This is a genomic window from Propionivibrio sp., assembly GCF_029255185.1.
Classification (GTDB): Bacteria; Pseudomonadota; Gammaproteobacteria; order Burkholderiales; family Rhodocyclaceae; genus Propionivibrio.
In genome coordinates this window covers 31,037-53,965 of sequence record NZ_JAPUVO010000100.1, presented here as the reverse complement: position 1 = coordinate 53,965, position 22,929 = coordinate 31,037, and the positions used below count along the sequence as shown (strand labels likewise).

The following is a 22,929-nucleotide window of genomic DNA, read 5'->3' as shown; positions in this document are numbered from 1 at the left end:
GGATGGGCGGTTTTACAGGCTGAGCGAGGGGTGTGCTGACGAATGAAGTCGGCAATCTTGCGGAGTGCGCTTCGGGCGCAATGGGGATATGAAGAATGATCGCGTCGGAAAATACCGCAACGGACAGACCGCATACAAACTCGCATGTCGCGTTGCTTTTGCAACACCCCTCATCTTGTGTTGCGGAGGTGCTTGTTGCATCCTCGTGGCAAGGAGGTGAGTCTTGTCCCACTATGTGCTGCATCGTTACGATCTTGTCGTCCATTTGCAGGCGTGCGTAGACCGCTGCAAAACTTTGCAGCGGCAACAAACACATCAACAAAATTAACAAGAATCGGCGCATATTCGTAGTTTACAACCGAGTATGTTTGCTGTACACAAATCGACAACCTCTTTTAGCTTTTCAACCGTAATGCATTACCAATCACCGAAGCTGAACTGAGACTCATGGCCAACGCTGCAATCAGGGGCGACAGCAGCCAACCGGTGAGCGGGTACAGCACACCTGCGGCAATCGGAATACCCAAGGCGTTATAGAGAAAAGCGAACAGCAGGTTCTGCTTCATATTGCGCACGGTGTCTTGCGACAAGGCACGGGCGACGGCAATGCCGCACAGGTCGCCCTTGACCAGCGTAATCTGGGCGCTGTTCATGGCTACGTCAGTACCAGTTCCCATGGCAATACCGACATCGGCCTTGGCTAGTGCTGGTGCGTCATTAATGCCATCACCCGCCATTGCCACAATACGTCCTTGCTTTTGCAGCTGATCCACGAGTGCTAATTTGTGCGCAGGCTTGACTTCACCATGAACCTCGTCGATTCCAAGTCGTTCACCAACAGAACGGGCAGTGGTCAAACCGTCACCGGTCGCCATGACGATACGCAGACCGGCAGCTTTGAGTGCAGTCAGCGCCTCGGGCGTGCTTGCCTTGATCGGATCAGATACGGCCAACAGACCTGCCAGCTGCCCATCAACGGCCAGATACATCACGCTTGCTCCCTCTGATCGCAAAGACTCTGCCTGTGATACCAGTACCTTGACAGCCACGCCAAGTTGCTCCATCAATGCCGTGTTGCCAAGGGCCAGTTGTCGTCCTCCAACCTGACCTCGCACGCCAATTCCTGAGCCCGACTCAAAGTTCTCCGGCTTGTCCAAAGACAAATTACGTTCGCGAGCTGCGCGCACGATGGCATCGGCCAGCGGGTGTTCGCTGCCCTGGTCAAGGCTGGCAGCGAGGCGCAGCACCTCTGTCTCTTCAAAACCCGGCGCGGCCACTGCGCGATCAAAAGCCGGTTTGCCCTCTGTCAGCGTGCCGGTTTTATCAATGATCAAGGTATCAATTTTCCTCAGATTCTCGATTGCAGCAGCATCACGGAACAGAACGCCATGAGTGGCACCGCGCCCAGTAGCGACCATGATTGACATCGGTGTCGCCAGACCAAGTGCGCATGGGCAGGCAATGATCAGAACCGCCACTGCGTTAATCAAGGCGTAAACCCAACTGGGTTCGGGCCCCAACAGACCCCAAACAAAAAAAGTGAGCAAGGCAACGCTGACAACAGCCATCACGAACCAGCCCGCTACGGTGTCAGCCATTCGTTGCATCGGCGCTTTGGAGCGTTGCGCTTGGGCCACCATTTGAACGATTTGCGACAGCATGGTGGCTGAGCCGACTTTTTCAGACCGCATCACGAGAGCACCGTTGGTATTGAGCGTTGCTCCGATCACCTTGTCGCCAACTCGCTTAGACACTGGTACAGGTTCACCGGTCAGCATGGATTCATCGACTGCACTACTGCCCTCTGTCACCTCCCCATCAACTGGAACCTTTTCGCCGGGGCGAATGCGCAGCAAATCGCCCACATGCACATGCGTCAAAGGAACATCTTCCTCAGAGCCATCAGGGTACAGGCGACGTGCCGTCTTGGGGGCCAGCCCGAGAAGTGATTTGATGGCTGCAGATGTCTGAGAGCGAGCCTTGAGTTCAAGAACTTGCCCCAACAGGGTCAGTGAAATGATGACAGCCGTTGCTTCGAAATACACGGCGACTCGACCCATCGAGATAAAGGAGTCTGGAAATACATGCGGTGCCACAGTGGCAACCACGCTGTATGCAAAGGCGGCACCAGTGCCCAGGCCAATCAGTGTCCACATGTTTGGACTACGGTTCACAACAGATTGCCAGCCTCGTGAGAAAAATGGCCAACCAGCCCATATGACGATTGGCAGGGATAGCGCCAGTTCGATCCAGCTTTGCACGGACATTCCGAACCAGTTCAGCTGGTGGCCAGCCATCGCTAAAAAAGTCACCACGATGGTGAGTGGGAGCGTCCACCAAAAGCGTCGTTGGAAGTCTCGCAACTCGGGGTTTTCGTCTTTCTCCAACTCTGGCAAAAGCGGCTCGAGTGTCATGCCGCACTTGGGGCAATTGCCTGGATGGTCCTGACGGATTTCAGGATGCATAGGACAGGTATAGGCTGTTCCCGCAGGTGAAGTGGGCGACTTGTCAGTGCGTTCTTCCATGTACTGCATGGGGTCGGCATCAAACTTCGCTTTGCACTTAGTCCCGCAAAAGAAAAACGTCCTTCCCATGTGGACGGACCGGCATTCAGACTGGTCGGTTACCGTCATTCCACACACTGGATCCTTCATGTTTGAAGGATTGGAATTACCCGTGCCCAAAGCCAAAGCAGATTCGCCATGACTATTCGGCCTATGACGAATGTGCCCATGGTCATGCGTGTGATGATTGCTTTGATGTACGTTCATAGTATGCCCATAGTCGTAGCCACATCCTCGACCCAATCGATGCCATGCCCTTTTATTACGTCGATTCAGACTTAACTATTTTTGGATGGATCTGTGGGTGGACTGATCCTCGGGAAAAAGCGCGGAGTCTTTTCAGCGTAGCACTTATACGTATCTCCAAAATGCGATTGCATCTCTGCTTCCTCAGCAACTGACAGTCGTCCGTACATGATCAGAAGAATCGGAAACATGACTAAAGTCAGCAAAGTGGGCCACTGCAAAAGGAAGCCGAAAAGAATCATCACAAAGGCCACGTATTGGGGATGCCGAACTTGTGCGTAAGGACCGCTGGTTGCCAAAGAGTTGTGCCGCTGAGCGTGGTACAGAACATTCCAAGCTGTTGAAAGCAAATAAAAGCCATAGCCTAGGAAGATGTAACTGCCGATATGCAGAATCCCAAAATGTGGGTCTCCTTTCTCTCCAAGCAGCGTCGACCACAGATGCCCCGAGTTGTGGGAGAGCAGATCAAGTCCCGGGAAACGAGTTTGGAGCCAACCCGACAACAGGTAAATGGTCAGCGGAAAACCATACATTTCCACAAATAAAGCCACGACAAACGCCGCGAAGGCACTGAAGGTTCTCCAATCTCGCGCCGTATTTGGTTTGAAAAAGCTGAATGCGAACATGATGAATATCGCTGAGTTCAAGATAACCAGCGACCATAAGCCGTAAGCTGATTCACTGTGGTTCATGACGGCTCTCCCGGCTTTCCTGACTCGGAACTACTCTGCGATTCCGAATGGCTGCGTCCCCGGTGATGTCCATGACCACCGTGCATGAATACATGCATCAGCGGACAAGCCAGAAGAAGCAGAAATGGTAAAGCGCCGACGACATGCGCCAAGTGCTCAGTTAATAGAAAGTAGGCCGCTATGCCACCAATGACCAATAATCCAATGGCGTAGCGTGAAGACCAAAAGCTTCGGGGCGTTTCGTGTCCCTCACGTTGGTGGTTCATAGCAGTTCTCCAAGAATTCGACAGGCTATTTTGTTTGTACAGGCATCCGGTCCATCATCATTTGCATCATGGACTCCATCATGTCCATTCGTTTTTCCATCATCTGTTGGCGATCAGTCATCTTGGAGTTTTTGGCCATTCCTGCAGACATACCACCCATCTGATTCATCATGGCCATTCCGTCCTGCATCAATTTCATGTGCTCCACCATCAACGCTTGACGCTCTTCCGGAGTCTTTGCGGCCAAACATTTATCGTGCATGGCCTGCATGATTTTCATATGCTGATCCACTGCCACCATCTTGTCCGCCCCCATGGGACCAGAGGAAGGTTTCTGGACTGCAGTTGCAGCGGGTTTGGTGCCAGCGGAGTGGTGTTCTTTGTGCTCGTCGGCTTGAGCCAGCGCGCCGAGCGACAGAGTGGCGACGAAGAGTCCGATCAAATATTTGTGAGTGCTGTTCATGAGTTTCTCCTTCTGTGAATTGAAAACGACTAATGTTGCCGATGTTTTGCGCGACATTCAGCAACGGTACGCCAATACAGCGTTTTTTACCGCGCAGCTTGAATCTCGGTGACAACCATCTTTCCTCCTTCGTTTACCACCATGAATTGAATCTTGTCGCCTGGCTTCACGTTGGCGAGCAGCCCTTTGTCCTTGGCAGTGAAGACCATGGTCATTCCAGGCATGTCCATGTGTTTGATGGGGCCGTGTTTGATGGTGACTTTGCCGACATCAATATCTACTTTCTTGACCTCGCCTTCGGTCATCGATACAGCAGGCTGCGACATGTCCATCTTGCTGTGATCCATAGTGGTCTGTGCTATGCCGCTTGCAGACAGAGTAATGCCCATGGCTAGGGCGGAAACAGCGGTGATTTTTTGGATGATGTTCATAGTTATCCTCCTGGGTAGGTGTTGAAAACAGTGGTGCTGCCATCGCGCTGGATCAGTAGCACCTGATACGCATCGCGCCGGTTGTCGTAAGCAGGCCCATCCATGCCTGGCGACCCAATCGGCATGCCTGGCACTGACAGTCCCAAGGCTTTAGGTTTTTCTTTGAGCAAGCGCTGGATGTCTGCAGCGGGCACGTGACCCTCAATCACGTAGCCCTGGATCAAGGCCGTGTGACAAGAGCCGAATTTCTGCGGCATACCAAGGCGTGCGCGTGCAGCGCTATTGCCGTGTTCAATGACTGTGGCTGCAAATCCGCTTTTTTCGAGGTGCGCAATCCAGTCTTTGCAGCAGCCGCAGTTGGGATCTTTCCAGACCTGCAAGGTTGCCGGTGCGGCGTAGGCGACCATGGTCGAAGGTGCCAGCGCCAGCACTCCTATACCGGCAAGCCAAATGCGTCGGGTGGTACATGCCATTGAGTGCAGTCGTGACATGGGGCGCTCCTTGTTGATTGCTCAAACTATTTTTTGCTGACCTTGACTTGACCCTTCATACCGGCCTCGTAGTGCCCCGGCATCAGGCAAGCAAAATTCACGGTGCCCGCTTTGGTGAACTGCCAGACGATTTCCCCCTGCTTTCCAGGAGCCAGCGTGACTTTGCTGGGCTCGTCGTGTTCCATATCCGGGAACTTGCGCATCTGTTCCAAGTGTTCCAACAGTTCCTGCTGAGTGCCCAAACTCAGCTCGTGTTTGACCTGGCCCTTGTTTTTGACGATGAAACGAATCGTCTCACCTTGCTTGACCTGAATATCGGCGGGCGTATAGCGCATGTTGTCCGTCATCTCAACGGTGACGGTTCGGCTGGCCTTGCTGGCCACGCCGGGTTTCCCAATCGCGGTCTCGTCGCTGTCGTGGCCGTGGCCACCTGCATGGGTGCCACCGGCAAAAGCAGCACCAGACAAGGCCAACGCGGCGATCAAGGTCAAGGGGCGAAGGGTGCGGGTCATCTGAGTCATTACAAGGTCTCCTGGGTTAAATCAAAGTGGATCAGTGGTTCTCATGGCCACTGCTGGGCTTGCGCACCTTCACTTCCGTTGGGGTGAGCGGTTTCTGGGCGCGTGGCATGGATTGCCCACCTTCAGATTTGAAGCGGGCAGGCTCAGTCAGCGGCCCGGTGTATTCGTGCGCCACCGTGCCTTGCGGGTGCTTGAACCAACCAGGATTGCTGTAGTCGCCAGACTTTTGGTCGCGGCGTACCTTGAGCACGCTGAACATGCCACCCATCTCGACCGAGCCGAACGGCCCCTCGCCGGTCATCATGGGCGCAGTGTTGTCAGGAATTGGCATTTCCATCTCGGTCATGTCGGCCATGCCGCGTTCGCCCATCACCATGTAATCAGGAATCAAGGAATTAATCTTCTTGGCAATGCCACGATGATCGACGCCGATGAGCGTGGGCACGTTGTGGCCCATGGCATTCATGGTGTGGTGGCTCTTGTGGCAGTGGAAGGCCCAGTCGCCTTCCTCGTCGGCGAGAAATTCGATCTGCCGCATTTGGCCGACCGCGACATCGGTGGTGACCTCGTACCAGCGGGTGCTCTTGGGAGTTGGCCCGCCATCTGTGCCTGTGACGAGAAACTCGTGCCCGTGCAGGTGGATCGGGTGGTTGGTCATCGTCAAATTTCCGATGCGGATGCGCACCTTGTCATTGAGCCGCACGTTTAGCGAATCGATGCCGGGGAAGATTCGGCTGTTCCAGCTCCACAGGTTGAAGTCCAGCATCGTCATGATCTTGGGCGTGTAGCTCCCAGGGTCGATGTCGTAGGCGTTGAGCAGGAAACAAAAATCCCGGTTCACTTCATCGATCAACGGGTGCTTGGCTTTGGGGTGCGTGACCCAAAAGCCCATCATGCCCATGGCCATCTGCGTCATTTCATCCGCATGCGGGTGGTACATGAAGGTGCCGGGGCGGCGCGCCACGAATTCATAGACAAACGTCTTGCCCGGCTGAATAGCAGGCTGGGTCAAGCCGGCCACACCATCCATACCACTGGGAAGGCGCTGGCCATGCCAGTGGATGCTGGTGTGCTCAGGGAGCTTGTTGGTGACAAAAATCCGCACGCGGTCGCCCTCGACCACTTCGATGGTGGGGCCAGGGCTTTGCCCGTTGTAGCCCCACAGGTGGGCTTTGAAGCCTGGGGCCATCTCGCGCACCACTGGCTCGGCCACCAAGTGAAACTCTTTCACGCCGTTGTTCATGCGCCAGGGCAAAGTCCAGCCGTTGAGTGTCACCACCGGGTTGTATGCGCGCCCAGTATTGGGCACCAGTGGCGGCATGGTGTCAGGGCTGGTTTGAATGACGGGATCAGGCAAGGCTGCAAGCGCCACGCGGCTCACGGCACTGACTGCAACCGCACCACCGGCGATACTGGCCAATCGAAAAAAATCTCTTCTGGATGTCATTGCTTTACTCTCGTGTTCAATGTCCAGCCGCGCCAGCGCTAGGCGCGCTGGTCATCACGGACAGGGAGGTCATAGTGGGGCGGCCGATCAACGATGCCTGCAAGGCTGCGTCCGCCAGCCAGTACTGCTGCTGCGCAGCGATGGCGGCGGTCACGGTGCCGACTTGATCACGAGCATCGGCCATCAGCTCAAAGACACCAATCAGCATGCCGTTGTAACGAAGCTGGTTTTCTTCGGAGATCACACGGCGCACGGGTAGCACCTCATCCCGATAATGTTTGGCCACATCAAAAGACGTGCGGTAGGCTGAATAGCTCTCGCGCAGGCTGGAGCCCGCTGCGCGCACCGTGGCCTCCAGTTGGTTGGCTGCCGCGAGAGTGCGGGCGTTCCACCCATCGCGCTGCATGCCGCCCCAGTCAAAGATCGGCAAGCGAACCGCCACTTCAAATCCGCGCGGATCAGTTCGTGTTCCGGCGGCGTTGTCGAATACCGTATTGCGTCGCGCGGTCAACTCGATGTCCGTGAAGCTGGTGATGATGCTCAGGCCTTGTAACTTGCCCACGCCAGCCAGTGCGCTTTGCGCCAAACGGATATCCAAGCGACCATTCGTCGCCAATGCGCCTACCGCATTTGGTTCGAGCGGCGCTTTGGGCAAATCAGGCAAGCGGTCGGGCAGTTGGAGCTGTTGTGCCTGCGTCTCATCAAGCCCCAGCAAACGAACCAGCTCCTCCCGGCTCGCTGTGGCCTGGTGTTGGGCGGTCGCCAGGCGGGTAGCGGCATCGGCATAGAAAGATTGCTCACGGGCTCGACTGATACGGTTGAAATTGCCCACCGACTGCATCCGCCGCGCGAGTTCGGCACCGGCCTCGGCGCTTTCAAACACCTGCCGTGCGTAGCCCAGGGTCTGCTGGGCCGCCACAGCACGCACCCAGGCTTGGCGTACCTGTGTCACACGATCCACCACCTCAGCGGACAGACGCAACTGCGCCTGCTCGATGCGACGTTCGGCGATTCCGGCTCGGGCTGGCAGGGTCAAGAGATCCAGCAGGCCAAACGAGAGCGAGCGCGCCAGCTCCAGTTCATCGCCAACCACCATGCGCTCAAAACTGAAGATGGGGTTGGCAATGCGGCCGACCTGTGCGGCGTCGGCAGACTCGGCCCAGCCCTGGGCCAGCAGGGCTTGCAAGGCGTGGCTGTTGGTCAATGCGAGTTGCACAGCTTCTTTCTGCCCAATCGGATTGGCCAGTAATTGGGCGGCGAGCTGCGCGCGTTGCTCACGTTCCTGATTGCTTTGGGCCAAGCTCAATTGCCCGTCAGTGAATACGGTAGTCTCGGTATTGACGCGATTCACGTTCTGCTCAAGGCTGACGCTGGCACAGCCAGACAGAACCCCGATAGCAACCACGGTCACTGCTAGCTTGGTGCGGCGCGATGTGAGCAAGTGCCTCATTTCTTGCCTCCTTCATGGTGTCCAGCGTGCGGATTGGCCGCCGGTGGCGTATCGGATGCTGACTGCCCTGTTGCGGCCTCCTTGGCGTAGGCGCGCCAGCCGCCAATGCGACCAACCCGGTCATTGGCCTCACGCCAGGACTGCACAGCTTGATCGGTGTAGCCCTGATAACTGCTCAATGCAGAGGTGTACTGCAACTTGGTCGGTGGTGGATTGACCTGAATTTTTTCCACTGGTGCGGCCAGTGCGGCACCGGTAGCCAGCACGCAGAGCCACGGCAACAGACTTCTGGACAGGGACGAAGGGCTTGGCATCACCGCAAACTCCTATCAATTTGTTGAAACATGGAAAGAGTTTGGGCCACCACCCCTGTCAGGAAGGTGATTCCAAGATGACATTTCTGTCATCTTGCTGCCATAAAGACAAATTGCTGTCAGACTAACGGGTAGAAATAGATGGAGCAGGCCCGTGAAAATATTGATTGTTGAAGACGAACCGAAAACCGGCGAATACCTGCGCCAAGGGTTGAATGAAGCCGGTTTTGTCGCGGATTTGGCGGCCAATGGCGGTGATGGGCTGCACCTGGCCTTGCATGGCGAATACGACCTGGTGATCCTGGACGTGATGCTGCCGGAACTGGATGGCTGGCAGGTGCTGGCATCACTGCGGCGGCGCGGGCTGGAAATGCCGGTGCTGTTTCTGACCGCCCGCGATCAGGTAGAAGATCGCGTCAAAGGGCTGGAGCTGGGAGCAGATGATTACCTGGTCAAGCCATTTTCCTTCGCCGAGTTGTTGGCCCGCGTGCGCACCATCCTTCGGCGCGGACGAGGAGGTGGACTGGACAGCAATGTCCTGCGTGTGGCCGATCTGGAGCTAGATCTGCTGCGCCGCCGCGTCATGCGGAGCGGAAAACGCATCGACCTGACGGCCAAGGAGTTTGGTCTTCTGGAATTGCTGATGCGCCGTCAGGGTGAAGTCCTGCCGCGCTCATTGATTGCCTCGCAGGTGTGGGATATGAATTTCGATTCGGACACCAATGTCATCGAAGTGGCCATGCGTCGGCTGCGGCTGAAGGTTGACGACGGGCAGTCCGTCAAATTAATCCAGACAGTGCGGGGCATGGGCTACGTACTGGAAGTACCACAGGAGCCTTGAATGTTGCGCCGCCTCTCGCTGACCCGCCGTCTGAGCCTATTCTTCACCCTGGTAGCGGCCAGTGTTGTGCTGAGCCTCGGCGGACTGTTCATGACAGCGGCGGACCGTCATTTCATCGAGTTGGATCGCAGCGTACTGCAAGACAAGCAACACCTCATCGACGACATCCTGGCTAGCGCCAATTCTGCCGACGATGCGCGTTGGCGGCTCTCCGAAGCGCTCAACCATCATCACGGACTATTCGTGCGAATGACCACCCAGGCAGGGACCGTCCTGTTTCAGACCGAGGGGTTTCCGGCAACAGATCGCTGGCTGCTACCCGAGCACGAAACGCTTGCGCATGCCTTAACGGGGGGGCAGCACGGGCAGCGGCAATACCGCACCGAGCAATTCCGTACCCAGGCGCAATACGCGCCTGAGGCCCCACTGGTGATCACCCTGGCCATGGATACGACCCACCATAGGCATTTTCTGGATGATCTGCTGCGCACATTTGCGACGTATGCACTGGTCGCCATTCTGGTCAGCGGCCTGCTTGGATGGGCGGCCATCCACTACGGCCTAGCTCCACTTCGAGCCATCAAGGCACACGCAGCAGCCGTGACGGCGCAACGATTGCAGGCGTGTATGCCAGTTCAGGCCGTTCCCGTTGAATTGGCCGATCTGGCGCACACCTTGAACCAGATGCTGGAGCGACTTCAAGACGACTTTCGGCGCTTGTCAGAGTTCGCTTCGGACTTAGCCCATGAGTTGCGCACCCCGATCAGCAACATGCTGACCCAGACCCAGGTCACTCTGGCAGCGCAGCGCGATAACACGGCCTACCGTGACATCCTGGCTTCCAATGCCGAGGAGTTGCAGCGTCTGGCCCGCATGGTGGCCGACATGCTGCTGCTGGCCAAAACCGAACGTGGCCTGGATCTTCCACACAAAGAACGCTTCATGGCGGCCGATGAAGCCCAAGCCTTGCTCGATTTCTACGAGGCTGTGGCGGACGACAAAGGAATCAGCCTCACGGTGCAAGGCAACGGCAGCATCGAGGGTGATCGCCTGATGTTTCGCCGTGCGTTGAGCAACCTTCTATCCAATGCGCTGCGCCATACCCCGGCAGGTGGCAATGTCCGGATCATTGTGGTCGCCCTGCCAAACGGCACCGAAGTTTCGGTAGAGAACACTGGTGAAGACCTTGATCCCCAGGTGCTGCCGCGACTGTTTGATCGCTTCTACCGCGCCGACCCGGCGCGCACGCATCCCACCTCCGATGGCGCTGGGTTGGGCTTGGCCATCACCAAGGCGATTGTCGAGGCTCATGGTGGCCACGCCAGTGTGAAATCTGCGCAAGGCATCACGTGCTTTTCCCTGGTTTTTCCACACTCGGGCGAATGATGTTTTTCACACACTTTTTGGATTAAACGTTGAGAAGCAGCCAAGCAGCCTCGGTCGCTCTGCGAGCAAGCAGCCCTGGCAAGACTCGGCCTCCTCCGTAAACCCAGCGCCGCAACTCCGTCGCGGCGGCAGCCCAGTCCCGCTGGTTGATGCGCCGTCGCAGCGTCGAGGTCTGCAGCCGCCCAGCGCCAAGGTTGAACGTGAAATCCACGATGGCCGCGAGCCGGCCCTCCTGCTCTGTCGCCAGCACCGGGCAGTAACGCAGCGTGGCGGCGAGTGCCGATTTGAGGTCGCACGCCAGATAGACCTCAGCTTCGGCCTCGACGATCGGCAAGTGCTTCGGATCGCAAAGATGACCGTAACCAATCGTCCAGAAGCCTGCGGGACAAACGTACGGGATGGCGGTGATTTCCGTGCCGCGCTTTACCTTGCGTTCGAACCCTTCGAATCGCTTGGCAAGGTCGATGGCAGCCTCCGGAACCTCGATCACGGCCGCACCCGGTCGAACACGCGCCCAAGGAACCAGAAGTTCAGCACGCCGGCCCACAGCGCCTGATCGGCCTCCGTCCATGCATGCAGGATCGCCGTACCCCAACCAGTGCCAGCAGTGACGGCAGCCGCAAACGCCGCCGTCTTGGCTGCGCAGTAGAGCGCCATGAACCAGTAGGTGATCACCGGGCGCACGCTGATCGACAAAGCATCGGCCCAGCGCACACCAGAACGCTGCCCCTGCGCGGCCACCGCTTCTCGCAAGGCATCAATGGCCCCGGTGTTCCAGGCTGCATCGGCGGAGGCACCGATCTCGGCCATCCGCTGCGCACCGCGCAGTTTCTCGAACTCCAGCGCCTTGTCCTGCATCGCCAGTTCGTGGCCGCGCTCGCCCTTACGGTCGAGCCACTTCAGGACTTCGGGGGCAAGACGAAAGGCTCCACCGAGGAGGCCGCCGAGTAGGGTTTCGATCATTGCCCGCCTCCGAACAGCTTGAGTTTCAGGAACGCGCCAGCCAGCAACGCCATCACCAGGCCAGTGACCAGCATCTTCACGATGGTCAGGCCGGCGGTCTTCTTGGCCTCGTTGAAGGCGTCGAGCAATCCACGCAGTTCGCGGATATCGTGCGCAGCCTCCGGCCCGTCGAGACCGACATCTGCGAGGGCGTGCCGGGCACCGCGCTCGGCGGCACGCTCCAGAATCGCCTCGAATTCTTCCTGCGGGATGCTCACCATCTTCCGGCGCTCCATTTGGGTGGAATCCATGTTTTCGTCCTCCAGAAATGCAAAACCCGCCTCGTGGGCGGGTTCGCGGGTATCAAAATAGATGCGGTGCTACGGATTCTTGACGCGACCATTGGCCTGCCGGCGCAGCGCCTTCCCTCCGGTCGTGACCGCACCTCCAAGCAGCCGGCGCATGGCCAGCGCACGCTGCTTCGGATGCACATCACCGCGTTCGATGGTGTCCTGAGCCTCGGCCAGTGCGAGCAGCTTGTCCTTGTCGGGGCCATCGGTCATGACGTCGATCACGGGCCGCACCCGTTCCAGAAATGTCGTCGGCTGATTCATTTGCGATTCCTCCTTTGTCGTCAGACGGGAAATACCTGCCGCGCCACCGGTGCCTTGGTGGCGATGCCGTTCTTGATCTGCACCCGGTCTCCGACGGCCACGGCATCGAGCGTCCTGGCGGTGACTGCACCACGCTCGGTGGCCACGCGCACCACGGCCCCTTCGATGCCGACCACCGCGCCAACCACCGTCTGCTCCGGCGCGAGTAGCCGAGAGAGTTCCTTCAGCGCAAAGGTCATCGCGGCTGCTCCAGGGTGAGTTGGGTTTCGATGGCCGCTTCCGACACCGTGATCTGGATTCCCGTCACCTTGGCGCGGTAAGGACTCGCCGTGGATGGGTCGGTCGCCTCGACGATCTGCCCGAGGCGAAACCCGGGCCGGAAGACCACCGCCATCTCGACCCGGTTGAAGGCGTGGGCATTGGCATCCATCTCAGCCACGCCCCGGTGAATCAACGCGTCGTCGGCGAGCAAGGGTTCCAGGATGGGCGAGCCTTCACGCGAGCCGTCGCCTCGGTAGACCTCAATGATCACGATGCCGTCCCCTTGATGAGGGCCAGGATCGAGAAATCCGTCTCGCCGTTGAGCGTGCTCGGCGACGACAGCGCATAGACCAGTGCCAATGCATCGTAAGTGACCTTGGCCACCGCCACGCCCTTACTCGATGCCTTCAATGTGACCTTGTCGGACTGCAGGGTGAGGCCACCGAGGCTGCGTCCATACCAAACCGACTGTGAGATGGCCGAGCGCGCCGGCTTGGAGAGCTGCGCCGTATCGGAATCCTCAAACATCAGCTCCTCGGTCACCGTCACTACGGCGCTACCTTGTGCCGAGAGCGAGCCGGCCGAACAGATGGTGTCGGTGATGCTGACGTTGTCGGACTTGTAGACGAGGATGTAGGCGGTCTCACCCGGGCTGAATGAACTGCGGCCGCCGTTCAGCCCATCGGGTCGGGTGTCGACCTCGGCCGACAAATGGCCGTCCGAACCCGAGCCGTCCGGGTTGCCGAATTGAACGCGAATGGTGGCATTGGCCATGATGTGTCCTCAAGCATCGACCAGCACGAATTGCACTTCCTCATCGACGGGAAGTGCGACGCGCCAGTCGAACGACGTGGTGGTGTAGGTGATTCGGAGCAGGCTATAACCCGCCGTGGCCGCCGTGAGGTTCTGGCCTGCGGCGGTCACGTCGCCCAGCCCGGTGTGCTGCCATGCCAGATCGACGATGACTGTCACCGGGTAGCGGGTGCTCGCCCGCCCCTCGATGAACTCGACCGTCTCGATCTCGGTGCGCATCGTCTCGCCCAGCGTGGCGATCACCGTGGCCGAATGCCCGGTATGGGCCAGCACCACAGCACGGACGGTGTCGAGATAGGCGCGCACCGTGCCCCGGTAGGCATCATCAGCGTCGGCCACGTACTCGATACGGTCGGCGGAAGCGCTTACGCCGCCTTCGTCGTTGGCCAGCGTCACCCGGTTGTAACCGCGCATCGGCGCAATCTGCGCCTGCGCCGACATCACGTCGGCATCGAACAGGCTGTGGTCAACAAAGGTAGTCCCGTACTGTGGGATACTCATCGGGTGCCGGCGACGGCAGACCACAGATCCGTCCGGGTTGCTCTCGACGATGCCGCCGATGGCCGCCACGATGTTGCGGGCGGCTGCCAGCGGCGTCGCCCCTTCCAGCATCAGCCGGCCTGCCGGGATGATCCAGTCGGGCAGTTGCCAGTCCACCGGGCCGATCAGGAACTCCACGGCCGCACGCGCGGTGACCGCACCGGCATCGTAGTAGCGGATCGCGCCGGCGAAGGGAGCATCCAGTAGCGCCACAGGCGAGACCGCTGTCAGCTCCATCCGCTGTTCGGCGACCGAGGTGCGCGACAGCGTCTTGCCGTCGACGACCAGTACGAAGCTTTCCAGCCCCAGGGCAAGGGTGATCGTATCGCCGATGCCGATGGCGGCGAAGTCGGTGATGGCCGTGATCTCGACCCGAGCGATCCAGACCGGACTTTCCTCGTCGCAGGAGAGCGTCGCCTCGACGATGCGGATTCGCTGGCCACGCCAGACGAGTTCCGGGCTATTCACCACCGCCTGCAGCCGGGCATCATCGAGGATCGACCAGGACGCCGTCAGTCGCTTGGCGACCGGGTCGACATCGGTCACGTCATACCCAAGTACCTGCCTGGCCGTGACCGTCTGGGTCAGCCAGTACGCAGCCTGCATCGATTTCCGGCAAGCGCCGAGATCGGTGTACGGAATGACGTGGCGGCCCTTGGTCTGATGCACGTCGCCCCAGGCAGCCGAAATGTTCCGGCGGTGCTGGCGCATGTCCCCGTAGGGATACCGACTTCCGCCCTCCAGCCGCAGTCCGTAGGGTGACTGGAGATTCTGCGCAAAGCGGATCGACCAGCTTTCCGCGTGCTGCCACGCGCGCTCCCGAGCCAGTTCCCACGGCGTGGCATTGGCTACAAATACTTCCGTCTTGCCCCAGGCCGCCTCGAACCGCCGCTTGAGAACTGTCGGGCCGGAGTCGGCGTAGAGACCCGCCCCCAGCGTGAGGGCGAGCGAGATGCCGAGGGTCATAGCGGGCCGGCATCCGGGTCATCAAACTGGGCCGGGGCTGGCACGGCGTAGGGCTGATCCCACTCGTCGCCGATCATCGCGATCCACCCCGGCACGACGACCTCCTCCTGCGCGTAGCCATCGGTGAGAATCAGAATCTCATTGAACTCGCCGAGAATGCAGGCACTGATGCCGCCGTCCCGGTTGGGGAACTGCGGCACAGCCATCTTGGGAATCGGCGACCCGGCATGGCGCTTGGCGTTGAAGCTCCAGCCCTCGCCGAAGGGCGACCACGTGCCCGTCCAAGGGTACATATCGATCACCCCCGTTTCGTCCTTCGCGTAGGCCGGCTCCCAATCGCCCCAGGCATCCCAGATGCCATAGCGAGCACACAGCCCCTGGTGGGTATCGGACGGATAGCGCCGTGAGGTCGCGCCGGTAGCAGCGAAGCGCATCGACACGCCGGTTGCGCTGTTGGTGTCTACCTGGCTGGCATGCAGCCACCACCACCCGGCCGCGCCGTCGGCGGCGAACCAGACTGTGATCTCCGGCGAGGGATCGCCCACCCACCCGGAGTGCACGATGGTGTAACTGTGCGCGTAGGCATTGGCATCGAGGTAGTCGTTGCCGTAGACCGGGTACGCGAAGATCGCCCCGTAGGGATCTTGATCCTGGAAGCTGAATGCCCAGTGCGGAATGTCGTCGTCGGCGGTGCCTGCCGGCGAGCCCATCCGGATGAAATCGATGCCGTCGATGGTGTCGAGCAGCACGTTGAAGCCGGCGTTCGCCACAAAGGTCTTGAGGTGCCCGAACAGTGCCTGCACGGCGGCCTTGTCGAAGGTGCCAGCCGGGAACGTCTTCTTGAAACCAACCCGAGCCATCACGCACTCTCCCCGTGAATGGCCAGCGACGTGTAGTCGTTCGCCAGACTGAACGTCCCCGCCGGCACCTGGCGGCGATACCAGATCGGAATCGCAGCAGGCTGCGTCGCAAAGGTAATGGTGTCGTTGGCCTGGAAGCTGCCGCCCCAAGTAATGGCCTTGATCGTGAAGTACGGCGTGCCGGTCGCCGGGTTCAGCGGCGTGTAGTCGGCGCTTACCGATCCCGGACTCGCCAGGGTGCCGACCGTGTTGCCGGAAACTGCGAAGGTGGTGGCATCGGCGAAGGTCAGCGTCCAGTTTTCCTCGACAGCTCCCTTGTTGTGGGCGACGAGGTTGCCGACGGTGGCGGAATCGAAGCTGCCGCCACCGCTGGTGATCGTCACTCCGGTGACACCAGCCACCGCGCTGGGCAGTTCGAGCACACTGGACACCAGCGTGTTCGACGTGGCGTAGCTGTTCGCGAGCGCGGGCGAAATGTCGACCGTGGCGAAATCCGCTCCGTAGGCAATGCCGGTCACGCTCACCCATTCCTCGTTGCCAGCCCCTCCGGTGCTGGGCCGATCCGAGACGCGCACCACGTCGCCGACCCGGAGCGGCTGCAGGGTGGCGTATTCGACGTTGTGCTCGCAGGCCACCTGAATCTGGATGGCCCCGCCATTGATCGGCGCGTAGAGCGTGCCGACGCCGTAGGGGCGGCCGCCGATCTGATCCTCGGTGTCGGTCTGGGTGCCCGGCTGGAACACCACGAAATCACCGGCAGGCGTCAGGCTGTCGAGGAACAGGCGCACGTTGAGCAGCGCCGTGTCCTGCGCACTGTTGACGTGAATGAAGGCCTTGCGCCACTTCACCGCGCCGGCCAGTCGCTCAGACTGCGAGACGTCGGGGAAGAGATTGTTCTTCACCCCGGAGACCAGCAGCGCGCCGGCCATTCGACCGCCGTTCTGGGTGGGCGTCACATCGGACATCAGGGCGGCGGGCCGCCAGACGATTTCATTGTCGAGAATGGGCATGGTTTCCTCTCAAACGGTCATGAGCTTCAGGGTGGCGAGGTAGAAATCGCCGGGTTGCGGATTGGCTACTGGCACGAGGGGCCGGGCATCGAAGGCGGGCGCATCCTGGTGGCGAAACATCACCGGCCGCGCCTCACCGCGCAGGGTCAGGCTGTAGACGCCGCCTGGGCTTGCCGCCCGCAGGGCCAGTGCCTCGATCTGGGCGCGCGTGAACCAGCCGGCGTCGGATTCCGATTCCAGGGTGATGGGCAGACCAGCCTGCAATTGGCCGTAGAACACCACCACCGACCCGTCGAGGGTGCGGCGCACGGTCTGCGCGACGCGGCTTGCAGTCCATTCGTCGGACCAAAGGAGGCCCGCCGGCAGTTGAATGCCGTCCAAGATGATCACGTGGGTCTCCTACTGAAACTCGGGGCGGACGTGGTAGAGAAAGCGTGTGCTCACCGAGCCGAGATCGGCGAGACTGCCCACCTCGACCATGTCGCCGTTGGGCCCGAGCAGGTAGTCGCCGACTTCGAAGCCGCCGTTGTCGAGGAAGCTGCCGAAGCGCACCGAAGGATGAATGACGATGTTCCGGTAGTTCGACCAACTGGCGGCATTGTTGGCGATCACCGTCTGGAAGGCGGATCGCATCGCCGCGTCATCGATCAGCGCCCCGCCCCGCGTGTAGAAGCGGTCGATCCACAAGACGTTCGAGAACGACTCGGGATAGGTCGGCGGGCTGTAGGTGACCGGCACGAACCAGCGAATGTCGTCGCCATCCATCACCACGTACTCGACGACACCGAGCATTGCCGCCACCTGCTGCATCATCGCGCGGGTGAGCGAGATCGACACCGCTTCCACCGGCACCCAGACGTACTGCGAGCCGTTCCAGGTGCGCTGTTCGCCGTTGATCATGATCGGCGCACTCAGGCTTCCCCATCCCGAGTAGCCGGGCCAGGGACGTTTGTGCCACGGGCTGATCCAGTCATACATCGTCGTCTGGTAGCCGGTCACGAAGTAGGTCGCAGGGTTGATCAGCGGCTGGTAGCTGGGCTTGGTGATCGAGCGGTTGATGCTCGTGATCGCCACCGCGTTCAGGTTGTATTGCTGAAGGACGTACTCGTAGTCGTAGCGCCCGTCAGGCGCGTATTTCTTGATCGCGCCCCACTCGGGTTCGTACTGCGGCCCCCAGCTGGAAAGGTCCCAATACCAGCGCTGCGTAGCCTTCAGGGCTGGCAGGTTCGCCGGGGTCGTCTCCGGATTGTTCGGTGCCGTCAGGAACAGGCTGAACGAGATCGAGCACTGGCCGTTGTACATCGAGATGTAGCTGCTGCCCCAGTTGCCTTGCCAACCGTAGTTCGGCGATTGGGGATGCAGCGGGTAGGCATTCCAGTTGGCCATCCCTGAAATCGAGACGCCGCCGGCCAGGTATTTCGTCTCGCCCGGCTCCAGATGCACCCACGCCTGCCAGCCCGAGGCTTGCACCACCAATCCGACGGCGAAATCGAAGGTGTTGCCCACCTTGATCACGAAGCGGAAGGTGGTGATGTTCTTCATGTCGAACACGGCATCGAACAGGATGCCGGTTCCGTTTGCCGGCCACGGATAGAGCACCGGACTGCGCGTGTAGGTCACCTCGAACGGCGGGATGATGCCGTCCGTCATCCCGGGCGTGTACGTGATCAACGAGGGCATTTGCGAGAGCCAGATCGACTTCCACGACATCCGCGTATCGCCGGAGAGACCCAGCGCGCTGCTGCTCACCGAACGGCTGTAGGTCTGGTAGCCGTAGGCCAGCAGGATGTAGCGCATCCGGTAGGTGCCGGTGGTCGGCAGACCAATGCTGGCGGGGTCGATGGTGTTGAGCCAGTAGAACCAGTCCACGTTGTAATGCCGGATGATGCCGTTGGCGTCCATCGACATCTGTTCCCATCCGCTCGGCCACCAGCTGTAGGTGGTCATCTGGCCGGGCGAGTAGCTTGACCCGTGCACGCTCTGGTACCAGATCTGCCCGGATTCCAGATGGGCGACCTCGATCACGGCGGCGATGCCGAAATAGCCGCCCCCGGTGCTGACCTGATAGGACAGCGGTTGCGCGGGATCGACCCGATCCGCGACGGTGCCGGGAATCGGCCTATTTTCGAAGCGCACCCACAGGTCGGCGAGCCGGTCGATGATGAGGTGCAGGCTGCCGAGAAACTGCGAGCCGCTGCTGCCGGAGAACTTCAGTGTCCGACCGTAGAGCTCGAAATACGGGTCGGGCGTCACGGCCTGCTGGTCACGCCACTCCCAGCGGAAATTCCCGCCGCCCGGCCCATGCAACACGTAGCTGAAGTCGACCGGTTTGGAGAAGAGCTCGCGCCGCAGCATCGGGCAGGGAGTCGGCGGCGGCGGGTTCGTCCCGGCCGCGAACGGTACGGACAGCCGCGCCTCGATTCCGCTGGGCTCAGTGCTACTGCCGCGCCTCACCCCGCCCCGGTTAAGGCGACTCGATACGGTGAGGCGCAGACCCTGCTCGGGTTCCGACTGCGAGGCGTAATGGCGGCTCTCGCACTGGCTGTAAGCCTGACTCGTGGCGTTGTTGAGCTCGCTGATCACCTGGTCGTAGTAACGGCGTGCCAGCGGACTGTGATCGGGTTGCGGCTGAATCCACCAGTAGTTGTTGCCGAACAGCCAGTAGAAATCGACGTTCTGCCAGTCGTAGATCCACCAGTCGCAGTCACGCTGCTGGCGCACTTCGTCCTGCGCGCTCTGCCAGGTACAGGCGAAGAATTCGATGGGCACCGCCTGCTTGAGGTTGGCCTTGACCGGCCCACCAAGTGGCGGCGTGACATCCGGCAGAGGAGTTGGCGACGGTTCCTTCATCACGCCCCCCGCGACAGTTCGCGCAACGCCTGCGCCAGTTGCATCGCCGTCTCGCGTGATGACTGCAGCGTGTGCGGCTTGCCACCTACGTGGAAGCGCAGGTCGACCACGTCGCGGGCCGGCGAGCTGTTGTCACCGGCCATCATCGCCACCTGGCTCACCGCGTTGCCAACCACGCCGCCCACGGCCAGGCGCGGCAAGGTCGGCAGGAACCCTGCGTTGAGCGAAGCGAAGAAGGCCTCGCCGAACTTGCGCACGCTGGCCGCACGGATCACGAACTCGCCGTGGGAGAGCAGCGCCGGCACCGAATCCGAGGTTTCGGTACCCGGTCCGAAGATGCGTCCCGACATCCGCCGAAATCCCTCGGCCACGGCCTGCCCACCTTCGGCCAGCTTCTGGATCAGCCCACCCTGGGCATTGGTGTAGACCTTGGTGACGTAGATCGTGTGGGTGCTCGAGGTCGGCCGCAGCAGTTCCGACACGGCAGCCCGGTACTGATTCAGGTCGGGCTGGACGGTGTGGGTGGCCGAGGTCGGGACCGACAAGACCGTCTTGGCATCCTGTGCAAACGACGCCAGCTGCTGCCGGGGCTGATCGAAGGAGACCAGCGCCGGGATTTCCACGTTGGCGCTGGCCAGTGTCCCCTTGAGCCGGTCGATGTCGGCCATGACCTGCGTGGTATCGGCTTCGACCTTGGCGAGCAGTTGCAGGTTGTCCGTGTCGGACTTGAGTTTCTCCAGGGATGCTTGCGCCTCCTTGGTGTCGGCCTGAATCTTGACTACCAGCTGCTGCGCCTCGGTCAGCGCCTTGAGTTTTTCGATGCCGGACTTGGCGGCCTCGATGTCGACATCGAGCTTGAGTTTGTCCTGCGCGAGCAGTTGGCTCCGCAGCTTGTCCAGTTCGTCGGAAACCGATGCGAGTGCCCGCTTGGCTTCGTCGGCACCCTGGCCAGCTGCGCTGGCAGCCTGCTTGTGCGCGTCGCCCAAGCCCTTCAGGGCCGCATCGGCAATGCCGGCGGCTTCCTTGATCTCGCCGATGGCAGTGGCTGCCGCCTGACCCTCCGACACCACGGTCTGGGTCACCGTCTTGCCGTTCTGCTCGACCTGGCGGGTCACCGCCGAGGCCGTGCGCTCGGCCAGTGCAATCGCTTCCTCGGCAAGTTTGCGAGCCTGCTCATAGTTTCCAGCAGCGAGTGCTGCGCGTGCTTGCGCCTGCTTCTCGTCGATTTGGCGCAGCCGATCCTGATAGGCGGCGTACTCGTCCATCCCTTTGCGGGACAGCTCGCGAATGCGATCCTCGACCGAGAGGCGCAGGTTGAGCCGGGCTTCGTCAGCCGCCTTGGCCGCTTGCAGATGGCGCTGCTCCTCGGCGATCAGCCGGTCGACGGTGGCGCGGTAGGCCGACTCCAGTTGGGAGTAGATGGCGATGCGCGCCTCGACCGCTTGCCGCTCGATGGCCTGCACGTCCTGGCCGGCAGCCCGGGCCAGCGCCACCGCCTGACCATAGGTCGCCTTCCAGGCCGACTCCATCTGCCGCGCACCGGCCTCGACGGCGGCGAGCTTTTCCCGTTCGGCGGCGAGCAATGCCTGGGCCGACTCGCGGATGGCAGCCGCCTCAGAGCGCGCGGCATTCTGCGCCGCTACTTCCTGCCGCTTGTAGTTCGACTCGATCTCAGCGACACGAGCATCCCAGATCGCCTTGATGTCGGCGGCCACTTGCTTGTAGCTGGCCGAGAGTTGCTTGACCGTCTCGGCGGCCTTCTTGGTTTCGGCATCGAGTGACTGCCGGATGGCCTCGCCGGCTTGGGTGGCCGCGCCCTGGATGGCGCGCAGCGCATCCGCCGTGCCGGGCAATGCGGCCTTGAGCCGCTCGGCGGCCTGCGCGGCCAGCATCATCTGGGTTTTGACGGAGAGCGTGCCGGTGTTGGCCAGTTCCTCCATCGCGGCGGTCAGCTGTTCCAGCTGCTGGCGCTGCCGGTTCATCTCGTCGATGGCGCGGTTGGTCTCGCGGATGTCCTGCACCATATTGACGATGCCGCGTCCCATCTCCCAGACGGCGACGGCGGTGAGCACCGGCAGGAAACGCATGAAGGCCGCCTTCAGTACCGCCAATGCACTACCCAGCGCAGCCACCGCCGCGACGCCCTTGACGGCCAGCACAGCGACGATGATCTCGCCGAGTACCCGCAGCACGGCCATGATCTCCTCGCCGTGGGAGGCCAGCGCCACCAGAGCGTCTGCCAGTTTCTGCAAGGCCGGCAGCGCTGCTTCTGCAACCTTCATGGCGATGCCGGATAGGGCCTGCTTCACCGTGTCGAGCGTGTCGTTGAATTTCTCGGCGGCCTTCGCGGTGTCGCCGCTGATCTCGAGGCCAAGTTCCTTGAACTTCTGCTTCAACTGCTCGATGCCAGCCCGCCCCTGGTTGAGGAACGGGATCAGCACGACGCCGCTCTTGCCGAAGAGCTTGACCGCCAGCGCCGATTTCTCGGCCCCATCGGGCATCGCGGCGAAGGCGTCGGCGAGGTCGAGTAGCACCTCCTCGGTCGGGCGCAGCTGGCCGGCGGCATCCTTGACTGAGACGCCAAGCCGGCTGAATGCCTCGACCTGTTCCTTCGATCCGCCCGCCGCCTCGACCATCGCGGTCGCCAGCTTCTGCATTCCCTTGGCCAGTCCCTCCAACGAGATGCCGGACTGCTCGGCGATGGGTTTCAGCAGCGACAGCGATTCGACCGAGATGCCGGTTTTCTGCGAGAGTTTGGAGAGGTTGTCGGCGGTGTCGAGCGCCGCCTTGCCAGCGGCAACCAGCGCCCCCAGCGACAAGGCCGCACCCAAGCCTGCCAGCACGCCGTTGACCTTGCTCGCGGCGACCGACAAACCTTCCAGGTTGCCCTTGACCGAGGCGAGCGCTGCCTTGGTCTGGTCGATGGCGGTGATGAGGATTTGGGCGCGGTCAGAGGCCACG

General features: G+C 60.8%; 25 protein-coding genes. 2 read left to right on the top strand and 23 right to left on the bottom strand.

Annotated elements, in window-relative coordinates; genetic code table 11:
- Positions 1 to 395 precede the first annotated feature (395 nt).
- The 10 genes from Q1J43_RS08365 to Q1J43_RS08320 all read right to left on the bottom strand — a co-directional run bounded on the left by Q1J43_RS08365 (position 396) and on the right by Q1J43_RS08320 (position 8,885).
- Positions 396 to 2,654 carry a heavy metal translocating P-type ATPase gene (locus Q1J43_RS08365; RefSeq protein ID WP_301102015.1) on the bottom strand — a complete coding sequence of 753 codons (2,259 nt, stop codon included), beginning with the start codon at positions 2,652 to 2,654 and terminating at the stop codon, positions 396 to 398.
- 188 nt (positions 2,655 to 2,842) lie between these two features.
- Positions 2,843 to 3,502: an isoprenylcysteine carboxylmethyltransferase family protein gene (locus Q1J43_RS08360; protein ID WP_301102007.1), complete on the bottom strand. Its 660-nt coding sequence runs from the start codon at positions 3,500 to 3,502 to the stop codon at positions 2,843 to 2,845.
- Entirely contained in the window at positions 3,499 to 3,768 is a 270-nt protein-coding gene (locus Q1J43_RS08355) for a DUF2933 domain-containing protein (protein WP_301102006.1), read from the bottom strand. The genes Q1J43_RS08360 and Q1J43_RS08355 overlap by 4 nt, the downstream gene beginning before the upstream one ends.
- 25 nt (positions 3,769 to 3,793) lie before the next feature.
- Complete coding sequence (locus Q1J43_RS08350) at positions 3,794 to 4,231, bottom strand: hypothetical protein (protein ID WP_301102005.1); 438 nt, start codon at positions 4,229 to 4,231, stop codon at positions 3,794 to 3,796.
- An 86-nt stretch (positions 4,232 to 4,317) separates the two neighbouring features.
- Complete coding sequence (locus Q1J43_RS08345) at positions 4,318 to 4,662, bottom strand: copper-binding protein (protein WP_301102004.1); 345 nt, start codon at positions 4,660 to 4,662, stop codon at positions 4,318 to 4,320.
- Between the two features lie 2 nt (positions 4,663 to 4,664).
- Complete coding sequence (locus Q1J43_RS08340; protein WP_366141866.1) at positions 4,665 to 5,153, bottom strand: DUF411 domain-containing protein; 489 nt, start codon at positions 5,151 to 5,153, stop codon at positions 4,665 to 4,667.
- Positions 5,154 to 5,179: 26 nt separating this feature from the next.
- Entirely contained in the window at positions 5,180 to 5,674 is a 495-nt protein-coding gene (locus tag Q1J43_RS08335) for a cupredoxin family protein (protein ID WP_301102003.1), read from the bottom strand.
- Positions 5,675 to 5,705: 31 nt separating this feature from the next.
- Positions 5,706 to 7,121, bottom strand: a complete 1,416-nt coding sequence (locus Q1J43_RS08330) for a copper oxidase (protein WP_301102002.1) — start codon at positions 7,119 to 7,121, stop codon at positions 5,706 to 5,708.
- A 16-nt stretch (positions 7,122 to 7,137) separates the two neighbouring features.
- Positions 7,138 to 8,571, bottom strand: a complete 1,434-nt coding sequence (locus Q1J43_RS08325; protein WP_301102001.1) for a TolC family protein — start codon at positions 8,569 to 8,571, stop codon at positions 7,138 to 7,140.
- A complete protein-coding gene (locus tag Q1J43_RS08320; RefSeq protein ID WP_301102000.1) occupies positions 8,568 to 8,885 on the bottom strand; it encodes a hypothetical protein in 318 nt (105 codons plus the stop codon). The genes Q1J43_RS08325 and Q1J43_RS08320 overlap by 4 nt, the downstream gene beginning before the upstream one ends.
- 154 nt (positions 8,886 to 9,039) lie before the next feature.
- On the opposite strand from Q1J43_RS08320, the gene Q1J43_RS08315 reads away from it, so the two are divergent.
- A complete protein-coding gene (locus tag Q1J43_RS08315; RefSeq protein ID WP_301101999.1) occupies positions 9,040 to 9,726 on the top strand; it encodes a heavy metal response regulator transcription factor in 687 nt (228 codons plus the stop codon).
- Positions 9,727 to 11,112: a heavy metal sensor histidine kinase gene (locus Q1J43_RS08310; RefSeq protein WP_301101998.1), complete on the top strand. Its 1,386-nt coding sequence runs from the start codon at positions 9,727 to 9,729 to the stop codon at positions 11,110 to 11,112. It abuts the gene before it with no gap.
- Positions 11,113 to 11,134: 22 nt separating this feature from the next.
- Here the strand turns inward: Q1J43_RS08310 and Q1J43_RS08305 are convergent, their stop codons facing one another.
- The 13 genes from Q1J43_RS08305 to Q1J43_RS08245 all read right to left on the bottom strand — a co-directional run bounded on the left by Q1J43_RS08305 (position 11,135) and on the right by Q1J43_RS08245 (position 22,928).
- Positions 11,135 to 11,602 carry a lysozyme gene (locus tag Q1J43_RS08305; RefSeq protein ID WP_301101997.1) on the bottom strand — a complete coding sequence of 156 codons (468 nt, stop codon included), beginning with the start codon at positions 11,600 to 11,602 and terminating at the stop codon, positions 11,135 to 11,137.
- Positions 11,599 to 12,075, bottom strand: a complete 477-nt coding sequence (locus Q1J43_RS08300) for a hypothetical protein (RefSeq protein WP_301101996.1) — start codon at positions 12,073 to 12,075, stop codon at positions 11,599 to 11,601. Before Q1J43_RS08300 ends, Q1J43_RS08305 begins: the two co-directional genes overlap by 4 nt.
- Positions 12,072 to 12,365: a DUF6127 family protein gene (locus Q1J43_RS08295; RefSeq protein ID WP_301101994.1), complete on the bottom strand. Its 294-nt coding sequence runs from the start codon at positions 12,363 to 12,365 to the stop codon at positions 12,072 to 12,074. Before Q1J43_RS08295 ends, Q1J43_RS08300 begins: the two co-directional genes overlap by 4 nt.
- A 69-nt stretch (positions 12,366 to 12,434) precedes the next feature.
- On the bottom strand, positions 12,435 to 12,668 hold the full coding sequence (locus Q1J43_RS08290) for a hypothetical protein (RefSeq protein WP_301101992.1): 234 nt from the start codon (positions 12,666 to 12,668) through the stop codon (positions 12,435 to 12,437).
- A gap of 20 nt (positions 12,669 to 12,688) precedes the next feature.
- A complete protein-coding gene (locus tag Q1J43_RS08285; RefSeq protein ID WP_301101991.1) occupies positions 12,689 to 12,907 on the bottom strand; it encodes a hypothetical protein in 219 nt (72 codons plus the stop codon).
- Positions 12,904 to 13,200, bottom strand: coding sequence for a hypothetical protein (locus Q1J43_RS08280; RefSeq protein ID WP_301101990.1), 297 nt, complete (start codon positions 13,198 to 13,200; stop codon positions 12,904 to 12,906). The genes Q1J43_RS08285 and Q1J43_RS08280 overlap by 4 nt, the downstream gene beginning before the upstream one ends.
- Positions 13,197 to 13,703 carry a hypothetical protein gene (locus Q1J43_RS08275; protein WP_301101989.1) on the bottom strand — a complete coding sequence of 169 codons (507 nt, stop codon included), beginning with the start codon at positions 13,701 to 13,703 and terminating at the stop codon, positions 13,197 to 13,199. The genes Q1J43_RS08280 and Q1J43_RS08275 overlap by 4 nt, the downstream gene beginning before the upstream one ends.
- Before the next feature lie 9 nt (positions 13,704 to 13,712).
- Positions 13,713 to 15,248, bottom strand: coding sequence for a hypothetical protein (locus Q1J43_RS08270; protein ID WP_301101988.1), 1,536 nt, complete (start codon positions 15,246 to 15,248; stop codon positions 13,713 to 13,715).
- Positions 15,245 to 16,108 (bottom strand): hypothetical protein, encoded by an 864-nt coding sequence (locus Q1J43_RS08265; RefSeq protein WP_301101987.1) that lies wholly within the window; start codon positions 16,106 to 16,108, stop codon positions 15,245 to 15,247. The genes Q1J43_RS08270 and Q1J43_RS08265 overlap by 4 nt, the downstream gene beginning before the upstream one ends.
- On the bottom strand, positions 16,108 to 17,118 hold the full coding sequence (locus Q1J43_RS08260) for a hypothetical protein (RefSeq protein WP_301101986.1): 1,011 nt from the start codon (positions 17,116 to 17,118) through the stop codon (positions 16,108 to 16,110). The genes Q1J43_RS08265 and Q1J43_RS08260 overlap by 1 nt, the downstream gene beginning before the upstream one ends.
- A gap of 9 nt (positions 17,119 to 17,127) precedes the next feature.
- Positions 17,128 to 17,508, bottom strand: a complete 381-nt coding sequence (locus Q1J43_RS08255) for a hypothetical protein (protein WP_301101985.1) — start codon at positions 17,506 to 17,508, stop codon at positions 17,128 to 17,130.
- Positions 17,509 to 17,517: 9 nt separating this feature from the next.
- Positions 17,518 to 19,968 (bottom strand): hypothetical protein, encoded by a 2,451-nt coding sequence (locus Q1J43_RS08250; protein ID WP_301101984.1) that lies wholly within the window; start codon positions 19,966 to 19,968, stop codon positions 17,518 to 17,520.
- On the bottom strand, positions 19,968 to 22,928 hold the full coding sequence (locus Q1J43_RS08245) for a hypothetical protein (RefSeq protein WP_301101983.1): 2,961 nt from the start codon (positions 22,926 to 22,928) through the stop codon (positions 19,968 to 19,970). Before Q1J43_RS08245 ends, Q1J43_RS08250 begins: the two co-directional genes overlap by 1 nt.
- Position 22,929: the final 1 nt, after the last annotated feature.